Consider the following 14,117-nt stretch of genomic DNA (forward strand, 5'->3'; position numbering starts at 1 on the left):
ACCCGAATTTTCATCAACACCCTGAAGCGTACCCACCGCATACTTAAAACCACTGATAAACTGAACATAATCATTATATTTATAAGCAATATGAATCTGGTCCTGGTTATCGAGCACGATATTGACATCCGCCTGCACATTAGCATCACCAGAGTCTGGTTCCACTGGTCCGCACAGATGCCAGATACTGTCTTTATAACAATAACGCGGATAGGCAGCACCCCAGTGCCGATATAAAATATGGGGATTGTCATTACTGTCTAAGGCAAGCCTAATCCGCAACTGAAGCCAGCCGATACTCGCAATCCCGTAGTCAGTATGCCAGTCAACCCCATCCCACCAGGTATAGGCAAGACCCGCATCATAACCATGCGCAATGCAGGGATAATCCGCACTATTGAACGCCAATGATACCGGAATACCGGCATGAAGATTATTAAGCACCGGTTCGATAAACCAACAATCTTGATCCTCATCATAGTGAGCAAGTTTTAAGGTATCAGCATGAGACGAGGCATAAACATGATAAAAGGCGATATAGGGAATATTTTCTCTGTTAAACCTTAATGACGGACTATAGTCAGTGGGTCCGGTTTGTTGATTGGCATAGGCTGAATCATATTCCACCACTGAAGTATCCCAGGAAACACCATTATAATGGGCATATTTTATGTAATGCAGTGAATCCGCAATATTCCAGGCAATATACGCGATCCCGGGATAACCTGATGTATCCAGGGCAATCGAAGTGTTGAAATCCCAGTAATATCCACCCAATGAACCATCAATCGAATCCACCGCAGTTATGTGCCAGGCCGATGAATCACGCCGACCATAACACAGATAGGTCCTCTCCAATGAATCATTCCGCTGATAAAAACTTAAATGCGCCACATCATTATCATCGTAAACCAATGAAAAAGCATAATAGAAATACCCGGAATCCACAGTCTCCTTAGCCCACCCCGAATCAGTACGCCAGGCAAAGATAACATTCCTAAAATCATCCCGATTGTAAACCACTCCCGGCATATTATTACTCTGTAACGCCATCGAATTAAAATAATACTCATTCGCCCCTGTTGGCATCGAGTCCACCACTTCAATCTGCCAGTTGACCTGACCAGCACAAAAACTGATAATAATAAATAATAAAAACCTCTTTAACATCTTCTCTCCTTAAAATATAACAATGGTAAGGACCGCATTTTGCTACTAATTATAGTATAGTAAAGAGTGGTAGGATGTCAAGGCAAAGGGCATAGGGCGAAGAGCATAGGGTTAAGGGGAAAGAGAGATTCTTCGTCGCGTTGCTTCTCAGAATGACAAATATCACTTCAATCAGTTCTGCTGGCACTATGAGAAAAGTGGAGAGGAGTCAGCCCTCAGTGGATGCGCCAGCACATCCGAGAATTGACAACTTTAAAAAAATGATTACATTATGATGTGACTCTTTTCCTTTTACTGATGATTTTTCATACGGATTTCCGCGGTATCTGGATTCCCCGATGGTCACTCGCCGATAAGAACAAAATTTTCACCCACCTTGAAGGAAGATTCAATCACATCTTTTTACAGATATTCGCTCTGGGAGAGGCTTATTATCCCTCCCGATACGCCCCCAGTAAGAGACAATCTGATGAGTGGTTGAAGAACTTCATCGCCGAGGCGCATCGTCGTAACATCAAGGTTTCAGCCTGGGTCAATTTCCACTATTCCTGGGGTTATGCACCACGGCCGATGACCCAGCTTCATCCGATAAATCATCATCCTGATTGGTATGTTCAGGACATCCACGGACGGTCAATCCTTGAATACAGTGTCGGAGAGTTGAAGAAGCTCGGTCTTGAAGGTTATTATTTGGCTCCGGCAAATCCTCAGGTGCAGTCGTATCTCAGCAATATTGCCGAGGAGATCATTGAGAATTATGATTTTGACGGACTCCATATTGATTATATCAGATATCCGAATGATGATTTTATCTATGATCCGTTGTTGAGAAGTAAATTCATGAGGCGTTATTATATCGACCCCATGGAGATTATGACGAGCAGGGATTTTCAAAAACGTTACAGTCTCTGGGGAGCCGAGGATTTAAAGAAGAAATGGCAAAGGTTCGTTTCCGACGATCTCACCCGGTTTATCAAAGATTTGAGAGATCGATTAAAGAAGAAAAAGCCGGACCTTTTGATTTCGGCGGCGGTTAAACCGGATTATATCAGTGCCCGATATGATTTTTATCAGGACTGGCTTACCTGGCTCAATTCCGGTTATGTGGATTTTGTCTGTTTGATGTCTTATACCAGGGCTTTGAAGCGATATTTCAGCAAAATCAAAAAATCGGTCGATGAACCACGTCGGGTGGTCTTTGGAATCGGTTTATATATCTTGAAACCGAAAGAGGTCAGCTATCAGGTGAAGCTGGTGGATGCCCAACCTTTTGCCGGTGTTGTTTTTTTCTCGTATGAACAACTTAAGAAGAACAAGGCGTATTTACACTCCCTCATCCTGCCTTGACATCGCTGGTCTTTCGTGTAAAATAATGAAATGAGGAAAATTTTCCTTCTCCTTGGCTCTAATCTCGGCGCCCTTGAGGAAAATCTGATTAATGCTTTGAGATATCTCGAGTCCCATAATATCAACGTGGTGAAAAAATCCAGGATATATCGGACAAAACCATGGGGTGTTACTGATCAGCCCGACTTTTTAAATATGGCGGTTGAAATTGAGTGTGATTACCGGCCTGAAGAATTGTTGAATATTCTAAAAAAAATCGAGTCCTTGATGGGAAGGAAAAAAACGAGTGATAGATGGGGACCGAGGATAATCGATATCGATATTCTCTTTTACAACCAGCAAATTATTAAAGAAAAAAATCTGACCATACCCCATAAGGAGTTTTACAACCGACCTTTTGCAATAAAATTACTCTCTGACATCGCTCCCGGGTTCATCCCGCCTTTTTCTGATAAACCGATGAAAGAGTATTTAAAAGGACTTGACAATGAAGGATTTGAGATTTATCGCCATTGAAGGGGTGATTGGAGCGGGAAAGACCTCCCTCACCAAAATTCTGGCTGAAAAATTTCACGCCGGTGTCATTCTGGAAAAATTTGAAGAGAACCCCTTCCTGGAGAAGTTCTACTCAGATCCTTCAAAATACGCCTTTCATACTCAAATAAACTTTTTGATGTCAAGATACCGACAGCAGAGACAGATCGCCCAGATCGACCTTTTCCATTCGCGGATCATTGCCGATTATCTTTTCGCCAAAGACAGAATTTTCGCGGAAATAAATCTTAAAGAAGATGAATTCGCTTTATATGATAAGATTTACGGCCTGGTGGAAAAAGACATTCCGCGTCCTGATCTGGTGATCTATCTGCAGGCGGATCCTGAGTTTCTTTACAAAAGAATAAAGAAAAGAGACCGCAGCTTTGAGCGCAATATCGAATTTGAATATATCGAGAAATTATGCGAGGCGTATAATGTCTTCTTTTTTCACTACAATATCTCGCCTCTTTTAATCATCGATATCAAAGGATTTGATTTTATCGCAAATGAAAAAGATGTTGAATTCCTCTGCGATGAAATCAAGGATTTAAAAGAACCAAGGAGGATTGTTTCACGGCAATGGCGATAACGATTGACAGATTGATTTCCATGAAAGAGAAGGGAGAGAAGATCGTCTGCCTCACCGCCTATGATTATCCAACGGCGAAGATCCTTGATGAAGCCGGTATTGAATTGATTCTTGTAGGAGATTCGGCTGCGAATGTATTCGCTGGTCAAAAGACGACCCTTCCGATCACTATGGAAGAGATGCTTTATCACACAAAGGTGGTAAGCAATGCAGTGAAGAATGCCTTGGTGATCGCCGATATGCCTTTTTTATCTTATCAGGTTTCTGTAAGTAATGCCGTGTATAATGCAGGCAGATTTTTGAAAGTCGGTGCCTGTGCCGTGAAACTGGAAGGAGGTTCTCCGATTATTGAAACCATAAAACGCCTTGTTGAACTGGGGATTCCAGTTATGGGGCATATCGGTTTGACACCCCAGTCCGTCCATAAGTTCAGTGGATACAAATTACAGGGTAGATCAGAGAGAGAAAAAGAGAGGCTCATTCAGGACGCCCGTCTCCTTGAATCCGCGGGTTGTTTTTCCATCGTCCTCGAAAAGATCCCTGCCGCCCTTGCTCAGATAATTACGGACCAGGTTTCGATTCCAACGATCGGCATCGGTGCCGGTCCTCATTGCGACGGGCAGATTCTCGTTCTTCATGATATAATAGGTCTCTTCCCAGGATTCAAACCGAAGTTCGTCAAGCAGTACGCAAATCTGGGTGAAGAAATCAGCAGGGCGGTTGCACTTTATCGGGAAGAAGTCAAAAAAGGAATTTACCCGGACAAAGAACACTCCTTCGAATGACAACCGGACTTTATTTTATGATGAATAAAAAAAGTTATTTTTAAAGAAGGATATCTAAATGGCTGCGTTTTATGAAAAACATTTTTCCGGTGAGCTGGAGAGACCCAGAGAAGAACTCATTCAAGAATTGGAAAAGTTGCGTCGTCGTATCGCTGAGCAGTCCGGAGTGGAAGAGAAACTGGAAGAATGTGAAGAACGTTACCGCGACCTTGTTGAAAACGCCGATATCGGTATTTTGATTGACGACCCTGATGGGAGGTTTAAGTATTTTAACAACAAATTTATCGAACTCTTCGGCTATACTTATGAAGAGATGAAAGATCAATCAATCCAGACCCTGGTGCATCCGGAAGACCTTGACCGTGTGCTGGGATATCATCGGAGACGGATAAATGGTGAAGATGTTCCGGCACGCTACGAGTTCAGGGGGGTTAGAAAAGACGGCTCTGTCATATATCTCGAGGTTGACGCTATTGTCTTGAAAAAAGACAGTGAGATAGTGGGTTCCCGTTCTTATCTTTGGAATATCGGAGAACGCAAAGAGATGGAGCGGAAATTACGTGAAGCCCGGGACAGTCTGGAGAAGAAGGTTGCGGAACGTACGGCAGAACTGGCGAAGACCAATCGCCTTCTCCAGGAGCAGATGAATGAATGTCATCGGGTGGAGGAGGCTTTAAAAAAGAGTGAAAAAGAAAAGACGGTGATCCTCGACAGCATAACAGAATTGGTGGTCTATCATGATACTGATTTCAGAATTATCTGGGCGAATACCACTGCCTCCAAATCATTCGGCCTGCCGCAGAAAGAGCTGATCGGTAAACGCTGTTATGAGATATGGCAGGGGCGTAAAAAGCCGTGCGTTGATTGTCCGGTTAAAGCAGCGCTGGAGACCGGTGAGTTTCAGGAACGCGAGATAAAGATGCCCGACGGTAGAGAGTGGTTTATAAAAGGATATCCGGTGAAAGACGAAAAAGGTACGGTGATGGGGGTTGTTGAGGTGGCGCTTGATATAAGCGTTATTAAAAAAGCCGAACGCGAACTGGCGGACAGTGAGTTGCAATATCACGCCCTTTTCGACCGCAGCCTTCTGTGTATTGTGATTCATGATTTCGATGGGAGAATTATCGATGCCAATGATGCATCTTTGAAACTGCTTGGTTATACAAGGGAAGAACTTTCTTCGCTTACCATTATGGATGTAGTGGATGAAGCCCAGCTGCCCCAGATGAGGAAACTCATGGAAGAGATAAAAGAGAACGGTGCCCAGAAGAACCTCAGTGAGTTTCGGTTGAAGAAGAAGAACGGCGAGTACGTCTGGGTGGAAAGTGAAGGCACCCTTCTTTACAAAGAAGGGAAACCTTATGCTATTCAGGGGATCGCCAGAGATATTACAGCACGAAAGCGGATCGCCGATGCCTTGATTGAAAGCGAAGCCCTTTATCGTTCCATTGTGGAGCATTCCCATGCCGGGGTACTTATAATAGATGAAAATTTTCGTTTCTCTTATGTTAATGATGAGTTGTGTAAGATCCTCGGTTATCCAGCCGATGAGATCCTCGGAAAAGATTTCCGTATGTTCCTGGATGAAGAGAGCCGGGATATGGTTGCTGAACGATATCTTAGAAGGCAGAGGGGTGAGGATGTACCTTCGCGATATGAATTCAATGTCGTGAGAAAGAACGGCGAAGTGAGGCGGGTTGAGATAAGCGTGTCGGTTATCCGCGATCATCGGGGTAAGAGAAGAACCGTGGCGCAACTCCTCGATATCACTGAACGCAGGCAGACCGAAGAACTTCAATTCGCCATTTATAAGATATCCGAAGCGGCACATTCTGCAGAGAATCTCCAGTCCCTTTATCATTCCATTCATCAGATCATAGGAAATTTGATGGAGGCGAAGAATCTCTATATCGCACTCTATGACAAGACAACCGACATAATAACCTTTCCATATTTTGTCGATGAATATGATGAGAGGCCTGCCCCGCGCAGAATGGGAAAAGGATTAACCGAATATGTAATCAGGACTGGAGAGGCGCTGCTTGCCTCACCAGAGGTATTCAGGGAGCTCGTCAAGAACGGTGAGGTTGAACCCATCGGCACACCGGATATCGATTGGCTCGGTGTGCCGCTCAAGATCGCCGACAGGATTATCGGAGTACTTGTCGTCCAGAGCTACACCGAAGGTGTGAGATATACTGAGCGTGACATAGATATTTTAAGATTCGTTTCAGAACAGATCGCAATGGTGATCGAACGTAAACGTACGGATGACGCACTGAAAGAAAGTCGTGAAAGATATAAAACATTGACCGATAATGTGAACGTCGGAATCTACCGCAATACCGTGGGACCTAACGGAAAATTTATCGAGGCGAATCCGGCGATGGTCAGAATGTTCGGCTACGACAGTAAAGAGGAGTTGCTTTCCATAAATGTTTCCCAGCTTTATCAAAATCCTGAAGATAGGCAGGCGTTCAACGAGAAGATGCTTAAACAGGGGTTTGTCCAGGACGAAGAATTGAAATTGAGAAAGAAGGACGGAACGCCGTTCTATTGTTCGGTGTCTGCTGTCGCGGTATATAATGACGCAGGAGAGATAATATACTACGACGGGATTGTTGAAGACATAACAGAGCGTAAAAAAGCGGAACGTTCGCTGAAAGAGAGTTATGAAAAACTTCAAAAGGTCTTGAACGGAACAGTTCATGCACTCGCTTCGACGACCGAAAAGAGAGATCCTTATACCGCGGGTCATCAACATCGGGTGGCGCAGCTCGCCTGCGCTATTGCCCAGGAACTGGATTTTCCTCAGGAACAGATTGAGGGGATACGGGTCGCGGGTCTGGTTCATGATATCGGTAAGATATATGTCGCCGCCGAGATTTTGAATAAACCGGTGAAACTGAAAAATATAGAGATGGAACTTATCAAAGCACATTGTGAAGCGGGTTATGATATTCTTAAGGCGGTGGAATTTCCCTGGCCCGTTGCGAAGATGGTTCTGCAGCATCATGAGAAACTGGACGGTTCAGGTTATCCGCAGGGCTTGTCGGGTGATGACATAATACCGGGTGCGCGGATTCTGGCGGTGGCTGATGTGGTCGAAGCGATGAGTTCTCACCGTCCGTATCGCTCGGCACTCGGTCTTGAAGAAGCACTTGATGAAATTAAAAAAAATCGAGGTAGATTTTATGATGAAAAGGTGGTAGACGCCTGCTTGAAGGTTTTTGAAAAGGGATTTGAATTCAAATAACAACAGCTCCGGAATAAAAATGGGGATTACAAACAGGTATAAAATCACAGAGGTCGACGATCCGCCTTACAGGATTGATGAAAGATTATTGCAGCGGTTTGATCAACGTCAGACCGTGTTTGGCAGAATGCTTTTTGACCGTGAGGCATCGTTTTATGAAAAGGGGATGTATGATAAAGCAGCCGAAATCATCAAAAAAGGCGAGCCGGGCTATTCTCATCTCGATTTTGTCCGGGCATTGGGCGCCTGGACAGTATATGATTATTTCCACGGTGCATTTTCCCCGCATAAATTGGAAAAAGCCAACAATATGATGCCCAAACCCGCCTTTAAAAAATTTCCGGTCACTGATCCAGAGGCTATGAGTGGAGAGGTCAAAAAGACGGCATTGCTTTACGGTGCTTCAGGGGTGGGGATCTGTCGTGTTGACAAGAGATGGATTTACTCTTTTAACATGGACGGGATTCCTCTGGGGATTCCGGATGACTTTAAATACGCCGTTGTTCTGGTCATCGCCATGGACTACCGGGCGATTGAAACTTCACCTGCTTATCCCGCCTGTATAGAGTCCGGTCTCTGTTATTCCCGTATGGCTTTTTGCGTCGCCTGCCTTGCGGAGTTTATAAGGTATCTTGGATATAAAGCCCTGCCCATGGGAAATGACACTGCATTGAGTATCCCTCTTGCAATCGACGCTGGTCTGGGAGAACTGGGTCGACTCGGTCTTCTCATCACTCCGGAATACGGTCCCTGCGTAAGATTGTGCAAGGTTTTTACAGATATGCCTCTCAGTTGTGACAAACCGATCAGGTTCGGTGTGACTGAATTCTGTAAAAGATGCACCCGCTGTGCAGACGCCTGTGAGGTGGAGGCGATTCAGAAGACAGAAGAACCGACTTATGATACTGTCTGCCCTTCCAATAATCAGGGAATCCTGCGCTGGCCTGTGGACCATGATAAATGTTATCAATTCTGGATTGAAAACGGCGGTGATTGTTCCAGATGTATCGCCGCCTGCCCTTTTGATCCCCGTAAAAAGAAGTAGCCGTCACATCCGAGAATTTTTTTGTTTTTCTCGGCAGATTATACTAAAATACTGTCTCATTGACATTTGTCGAGAATGCATTATAATGTGCCATGGCGGAGTACACAAAAAAACATGCAACAAGCGGTCTAAAGGCAAAACTGCCGAAATTGGAAGTTCTGCCCAATCAATTTTCAGGTTACACCATAACGATCGTTATCCCGGAGTACACCTCTTTATGCCCGAAGACCGGCCTGCCCGACGCCGGTACCATAACCATTGAATATGAACCGAGTAAATATTTTGTTGAGTTGAAGTCTTTAAAATATTATATACTTGGATATCGTAATCTCGGGATTTTTTATGAGAATGCGGTAAACCGCATTCTCAAGGATTTTGTTAAAGCGGTAAAACCACGCTGGGCGGTCGTGCGCGGTGAATTCAACCCGCGCGGCGGGATGAGTTCAGTAATTGAAGCCCGCTTCGGCAGGATAAAACCGCGTAAGAAGGCGATGCATTGACAAATAAAAAAATATTATTATAATTAATGGCTATGGATCAAGCGACAAAAAAGATATATAATGAAGCACTTGAACTGTACGAAAAGGGGAAGGTCAAGGAATCGATCGAGAAGTTCAAACAGGTAATAGAACTGTATCCTGATTATCCCGATGTTCACAATGCCCTGGGCCTGGCGTATTCCATTGCTGAAAATCATGAAGAGGCGATTAATAGTTTCAAACGGGCGGTGGAGTTGAATCCGAATTATATCGAGGCATATGTACATATGGCGATTATTCAGAACGAGCAGTGTAAATTCGAAGAGGCGAAAGCATCTTTTGAAAAAGCGGCGAGTCTTGAGACCAAAGAAAAAGGGCTTTCCCCCCAGCTTAAAGCAAAGCTCGCTTCGACCTATGCCCAGCTGGGCGACACTTATTATGAGCTGCAGGAATATAATAAGGCGAAAGATGAATATAAAAGGGCGATAGAGGTGAGTTCTTCTTTCCTCGATATAAAATTGAAGCTGGCGAAGACCCATCTTCAATTGTCCGAATACGACGACGCCGAGAAATTATTGGTTGATATCCTGGAGGGTAATCCGAATTATTTGGAGGCAAAGACCACCCTCGGGCTCTGCCTGTACCATCAAGAAAAATATGATGAGGCACAGAAGCAGTGGCGTCAGGTGCTCGAGATTGATCCATCGAACATAAAGGCGAAGTCTTACTTAAATATGTTGAAGGAGAAAATGAGATGATAAAAAAGTTAAAAAAGGCAGAATTAAAGCAGTTTGAAAAAAGATTGCTCGAAGAAAGAGAAAAACTCCTTAAGGAACTGGAATATGAAAGCGGCCAGATCTCAAAGACCCAGCTGGAATCTTCGGGCGACCTTTCCGCTTATTCAAATCATATGGCAGACCAGGGTACAGAGACTGAAAGGCGTGAGATAACTTCCCAGATTCTGTCGACCCGACGCGAAGCTCTGTTTGAAATTGATCTCGCCTTGAAGAAGATAAACCAGGGGAAATATGGTTTTTGTGAAGCCTGTGGAAAGCCGATAGGTAAAAAAAGGTTGAAATTTTTGCCCCAGGCGCGGAAGTGTATAAAGTGTTCCAGGGAAACCGGTCGGTGACAGATCACTTTGAATAATTTAATAATTTAATGATACATAAGAAAAATATCAGACTTTTTTTATTATTTTTAATCGGTGCGTTATTTCTCGATCAGATTTCAAAATTACTTATCGTCAATTTTATGACTCCGTTCGACCCACCGGTGAACATAATCGGTTCATATCTGCGTTTTAAACTTACCTATAATCCCTACGGGGTATTCAGTATTTCATTCGGTCCCAATGTTCTGTATTATATTTTTTCAATCATCGGTGCACTTATTTTGACCTATATTGCATTATCCACGAGGAACAAAATCAGCCTTATCGTCTTCAGTATTATTATCGGCGGCGCAATAGGCAACATCGCCGACCGAGTAAGAATGGATTACGTAATAGATTTTATTGATATGGGGATCGGTAACCTGCGCTGGTTCACATATAATCTCGCCGATGCCTTTATCACAGTCGGCGCTGTGTTCCTGCTTGTCAGGGAATTGTTCACAAAGAAAGAATCTTCACTGGTTGAGGCGTCGGGTTCTGAATAGGAATCAGACACCAATCAGTTGTTGGTAGATTACCCGGCGGCTCAGTATTGATTTTACATAATTTCTTGTTTCATTGTAGGGTATCAGGTCGATAAACTCATCAAGTTCGTAATTCGGATCCTGCTCGATCCAGCGTTTGACACGCACCGGTCCGGCGTTATAACCGGCTAAAGATAGAGGCACGGATTTGAATTCATTCAACAGATTCAGAAAGTAATAACAGCCGAATTTTATGGAAAGAGACGGCTCATAGAGGGAATAGTTCTGGATATTGAGCTCGCGGGCGATCTTTTTTGCGGTGGGGGGGATGATCTGCATGATACCGCGTGCATCCGCCCAGGAACGCGCCTCCGGATCAAAAAGACTCTCCTGCCATATCATCGCCAGGCATAAACTCAAATCAATCTTCTGCTCGAGAATCGTGAATGTATATTTTATCGGGTACATCAGTTCAAACAATTCAAAAGGGAATTTGTTCAAATTATTCTGTTTCGCCATTTTCTTGATCTTCAGGGCATAGAGGATGGATTGTTTGTCGGCACCGTGTTTTGAGCATAGTTTACTTAAATAAAGGATGTCCTGAGCACTTTTCTCCCTGATGAGGTCGAGTTCTTTCCCGGCGTATTCTGTTTCATTCAGACGGAAATATTTCTGCGCCTTTAAAAGATGGAGGGAGTCGTCCCTGGAGAATGAGACAATCGTGTCGTCGAAGGTCTTTATCCAGTCCTCGAGCGTCATTGTGTCGAAAACAACCCCTTTATTGATCCTCACCACTGTATAATAAGATAGAGGATATTTTCGGGAAAGATCTTCCTGGAGCTCGTCGGTTGGTTTACCAAGCCGTTCCAGAATACGGATGCGCCAGTAGATGAATGCCGGGTCATCACTTATTCGTAAGATTGAATCCGCTTTATCAAGAGCACCGAGTCTGAACAACTGCATGGCGGCGCGGAACCGTGTATTCTTCTCATCAATCTTCAAGAACGTTTCCACCGCCTTAAGGGTATCACCGATATCTTCCAGCAGAAACGCCTTCCGTTTGAACCCCCGGGTTGCATACTTTGATTTATTATGAGCGGTGTAAAGAGAATCATAAACCATAATCGCCCTGTTGAACTTTTTCAGCTTTTCATAAATTCTGCCGCGGTAGTAATATGCCGCAGCCCAGTTGCTGCGGGCGAGATATTTGAGGGAGAGGGAATAATTTTTCTTGTTGTAATAAATCCTGCCGAGGTAATAATTGACGGCGTTATCCTTTTTTGAAGATTTGAAATGAATGACGGCTTTATTATAATCCTTGTGATAGAAATATACTTTGCCGACCGCTTTATGTTCTGCCTTGGTCGTCGGTTTCACATACCTTAAAGCGTAGTAGGCACCTTCGGATCCAGGATATTTCTTTATCAGTTTCCAGGCGGTCTTTTTTAGATTCTTTTTATCTTCTTTCTTTTCGTAGATCTTAAGTAATATATAAGCGCGCAGATCGGGTTTCTTTATCTTCGTCAGTTCTTTTTGTACCGTTTTAAAATCTTCATAGTTTAAAAAAATGGTAAAGAGGAGTTTTTGATAATCCTGGTAGAGATAATCACTCAACGAATCGATCGAAAGCAGCGTATTGAATGCATTTTTCAAATCATCCTTTTTTATATACACCCGGGCTAAATTAATGATACGGTAGTCATGAGGTTTCTGAGGACTTGAAAGAAGTTTTATCGCCTCTTCGGATTTGTCGAGGTGATTATAGGCTATCCCCAACAGGAGCGTATCGTTTGTGTTGTGGATGAGCATCTCCCATCTTCTGGTCTTCAGTAGAATGAACTCCTTTTCCTGTGGTGAGAGCGGGATCTGCCAGTGGATGCTGTCGAGCAGCGCCGCCGCCCGCTGATACTCCCGCTGATTGAGATACAGCTTAACCAGAATCTCAGCGCGTCTCAGCGGGTATGTAGTACAGATCGTGGAGTCATTCAGTATGTTGTAGGCGTAAAGAGGATTTTCTTTGTATACCCGTTCGGCTTCCTTTAAGTAATCGATGCAGGTTGCTTTTTGAAGGCCCGGTCTCGGGCAGGAAATTATCAAGAAAATCAAAAAAAATATCTTCCTCATTAAACATATAATAATTATAATTAATATGGAGTCAAGAGAAGAGTCTTCTGATGAAGCGCTATTTAATATTCAAAAAGTTCTTCGTCTTTGAAGAAGAATTTAATTTCCCGCTCAGGGTTTTCGTCGGGTGCCGAGGCATGAACGACATTTTCACCGACCGATGTTCCGTAGAGATTTCTTACGGTTCCCTGAGCTGCCTTTTTCGGGTCAGTCGCACCCACCACCTCACGTAACTTTTTCGGGGCATCAGGGGCTTCAAGACAGCATACAACGATCGGCCCTGAAGAGATGAAATTGACGAGCCACTCGTAAAAATCCTTGCCTTTATGGATTTCATAGAATTTTCCCCCTGTTTCTTTATCAGGCCAGACCATCTTCATTCCGATTATTTTGAATCCGGCATCGAGAATTTGGTTGAGAATTTTACCGATAAGATTTCTCTTAACGGCGTCGGGTTTAATGATTAATAATGTTCTATTCATAGAAGAGATTATATCCAGATCTTTGAATCTGTCAATGAGAATCCCGGGGTCAGATTAAAAATCTGACCCCGGGATCTATTTAATCTTTATTTAATGAACGATGATCAGGGATTCGGATACACGCCGGGAAGGCGTATCCAGAACCACAAAATACGTCCCGTTCGCCAATCCCGCCGTGCTAAGCCGCACAGTATATGAACCAGCACCCTGATAACCCTGCGCAAGACTCTTCACCAATCTGCCCGAAGCATCATACAACCGCAGATTGACCTCTCCTGCACGGGCAAGCGCATAACTCAATACACCGACACGACCCACTGGATTCGGCGTAATCGCAATCGTCGTCGCACCCGGTAACTCGGTATTCTGTTCCTCAACACCAATCATCGATGTCGGGAAAACCCAGCAACGCACCGGATTCTCGGTCAAGGCACCCTCACCATGCGGAGTTGAACCGGCATCCTTATCCTCTACATAGGTGACAAAGATCGAATCGTTCACAACCCACGGATACGCGGTCATATAGTCCTCATCATCACAGGCACCGTTCGCACCACCGGGCGTACGCGTATTGGTCAGATTCGTATAATCAGTCCAGGTCGCACCACCATCTGTCGACTTCGCACCATAGAACTCTCCATTAAAATAACCGGCTGCAGAACCGT

14 protein-coding genes are annotated in these 14,117 nt (G+C 44.1%); 10 read left to right on the forward strand and 4 right to left on the reverse strand.

What is annotated here, in order from left to right:
* Positions 1-1,170: hypothetical protein (locus ENI34_07625; GenBank protein HEC78991.1), on the reverse strand; the 1,170-nt coding region annotated here is incomplete at its 3' end.
* A gap of 276 nt (positions 1,171-1,446) precedes the next feature.
* On the opposite strand from ENI34_07625, the gene ENI34_07630 reads away from it, so the two are divergent.
* The 10 genes from ENI34_07630 to lspA all read left to right on the forward strand — a co-directional run bounded on the left by ENI34_07630 (position 1,447) and on the right by lspA (position 10,867).
* A complete protein-coding gene (locus tag ENI34_07630; GenBank protein ID HEC78992.1) occupies positions 1,447-2,517 on the forward strand; it encodes a hypothetical protein in 1,071 nt (356 codons plus the stop codon).
* 30 nt (positions 2,518-2,547) lie between these two features.
* Complete coding sequence (gene folK, locus ENI34_07635; GenBank protein HEC78993.1) at positions 2,548-3,033, forward strand: 2-amino-4-hydroxy-6-hydroxymethyldihydropteridine diphosphokinase; 486 nt, start codon at positions 2,548-2,550, stop codon at positions 3,031-3,033.
* Complete coding sequence (locus ENI34_07640) at positions 3,005-3,643, forward strand: deoxynucleoside kinase (GenBank protein HEC78994.1); 639 nt, start codon at positions 3,005-3,007, stop codon at positions 3,641-3,643. The genes folK and ENI34_07640 overlap by 29 nt, the downstream gene beginning before the upstream one ends.
* Positions 3,634-4,428 carry a 3-methyl-2-oxobutanoate hydroxymethyltransferase gene (gene panB / locus ENI34_07645; protein HEC78995.1) on the forward strand — a complete coding sequence of 265 codons (795 nt, stop codon included), beginning with the start codon at positions 3,634-3,636 and terminating at the stop codon, positions 4,426-4,428. Before ENI34_07640 ends, panB begins: the two co-directional genes overlap by 10 nt.
* Positions 4,429-4,486: 58 nt before the next feature.
* On the forward strand, positions 4,487-7,684 hold the full coding sequence (locus tag ENI34_07650) for a PAS domain S-box protein (protein HEC78996.1): 3,198 nt from the start codon (positions 4,487-4,489) through the stop codon (positions 7,682-7,684).
* A gap of 19 nt (positions 7,685-7,703) precedes the next feature.
* Positions 7,704-8,729, forward strand: coding sequence for a reductive dehalogenase (locus ENI34_07655; GenBank protein HEC78997.1), 1,026 nt, complete (start codon positions 7,704-7,706; stop codon positions 8,727-8,729).
* 92 nt (positions 8,730-8,821) lie between these two features.
* Positions 8,822-9,229, forward strand: coding sequence for an NADPH-dependent 7-cyano-7-deazaguanine reductase QueF (queF, locus tag ENI34_07660; GenBank protein HEC78998.1), 408 nt, complete (start codon positions 8,822-8,824; stop codon positions 9,227-9,229).
* A gap of 26 nt (positions 9,230-9,255) precedes the next feature.
* On the forward strand, positions 9,256-9,966 hold the full coding sequence (locus ENI34_07665; GenBank protein ID HEC78999.1) for a tetratricopeptide repeat protein: 711 nt from the start codon (positions 9,256-9,258) through the stop codon (positions 9,964-9,966).
* Positions 9,963-10,340 carry a TraR/DksA family transcriptional regulator gene (locus ENI34_07670; protein HEC79000.1) on the forward strand — a complete coding sequence of 126 codons (378 nt, stop codon included), beginning with the start codon at positions 9,963-9,965 and terminating at the stop codon, positions 10,338-10,340. Before ENI34_07665 ends, ENI34_07670 begins: the two co-directional genes overlap by 4 nt.
* Before the next feature lie 29 nt (positions 10,341-10,369).
* Positions 10,370-10,867 carry a signal peptidase II gene (gene lspA, locus ENI34_07675; GenBank protein HEC79001.1) on the forward strand — a complete coding sequence of 166 codons (498 nt, stop codon included), beginning with the start codon at positions 10,370-10,372 and terminating at the stop codon, positions 10,865-10,867.
* A 3-nt stretch (positions 10,868-10,870) separates the two neighbouring features.
* Here the strand turns inward: lspA and ENI34_07680 are convergent, their stop codons facing one another.
* The 3 genes from ENI34_07680 to ENI34_07690 form a co-directional block, all read right to left on the reverse strand.
* On the reverse strand, positions 10,871-12,970 hold the full coding sequence (locus ENI34_07680) for a hypothetical protein (GenBank protein HEC79002.1): 2,100 nt from the start codon (positions 12,968-12,970) through the stop codon (positions 10,871-10,873).
* Positions 12,971-13,032: 62 nt separating this feature from the next.
* Positions 13,033-13,452 carry a nucleoside-diphosphate kinase gene (locus ENI34_07685; GenBank protein HEC79003.1) on the reverse strand — a complete coding sequence of 140 codons (420 nt, stop codon included), beginning with the start codon at positions 13,450-13,452 and terminating at the stop codon, positions 13,033-13,035.
* Positions 13,453-13,542: 90 nt separating this feature from the next.
* Positions 13,543-14,117: T9SS type A sorting domain-containing protein (locus tag ENI34_07690; protein ID HEC79004.1), on the reverse strand; the 575-nt coding region annotated here is incomplete at its 5' end.

It is taken from the genome of candidate division WOR-3 bacterium (genome assembly GCA_011052815.1).
Taxonomy (GTDB): Bacteria; Hydrothermota; Tepidihabitantia; order SM23-42; family SM23-42; genus DRIG01.

Coding starts and splice junctions, on each gene's coding strand:
- folK (HEC78993.1), top strand. CDS start 2,548: ATGAGGAAAATTTTCCTTCTCCTTGGCTCTAATCTCGGCGCCCTTGAG.
- ENI34_07640 (HEC78994.1), top strand. CDS start 3,005: ATGAAGGATTTGAGATTTATCGCCATTGAAGGGGTGATTGGAGCGGGA.
- panB (HEC78995.1), top strand. CDS start 3,634: ATGGCGATAACGATTGACAGATTGATTTCCATGAAAGAGAAGGGAGAG.
- ENI34_07650 (HEC78996.1), top strand. CDS start 4,487: ATGGCTGCGTTTTATGAAAAACATTTTTCCGGTGAGCTGGAGAGACCC.
- ENI34_07655 (HEC78997.1), top strand. CDS start 7,704: ATGGGGATTACAAACAGGTATAAAATCACAGAGGTCGACGATCCGCCT.
- queF (HEC78998.1), top strand. CDS start 8,822: ATGGCGGAGTACACAAAAAAACATGCAACAAGCGGTCTAAAGGCAAAA.
- ENI34_07665 (HEC78999.1), top strand. CDS start 9,256: ATGGCTATGGATCAAGCGACAAAAAAGATATATAATGAAGCACTTGAA.
- ENI34_07670 (HEC79000.1), top strand. CDS start 9,963: ATGATAAAAAAGTTAAAAAAGGCAGAATTAAAGCAGTTTGAAAAAAGA.
- lspA (HEC79001.1), top strand. CDS start 10,370: ATGATACATAAGAAAAATATCAGACTTTTTTTATTATTTTTAATCGGT.
- ENI34_07680 (HEC79002.1), bottom strand. CDS start 12,970: ATGAGGAAGATATTTTTTTTGATTTTCTTGATAATTTCCTGCCCGAGA.
- ENI34_07685 (HEC79003.1), bottom strand. CDS start 13,452: ATGAATAGAACATTATTAATCATTAAACCCGACGCCGTTAAGAGAAAT.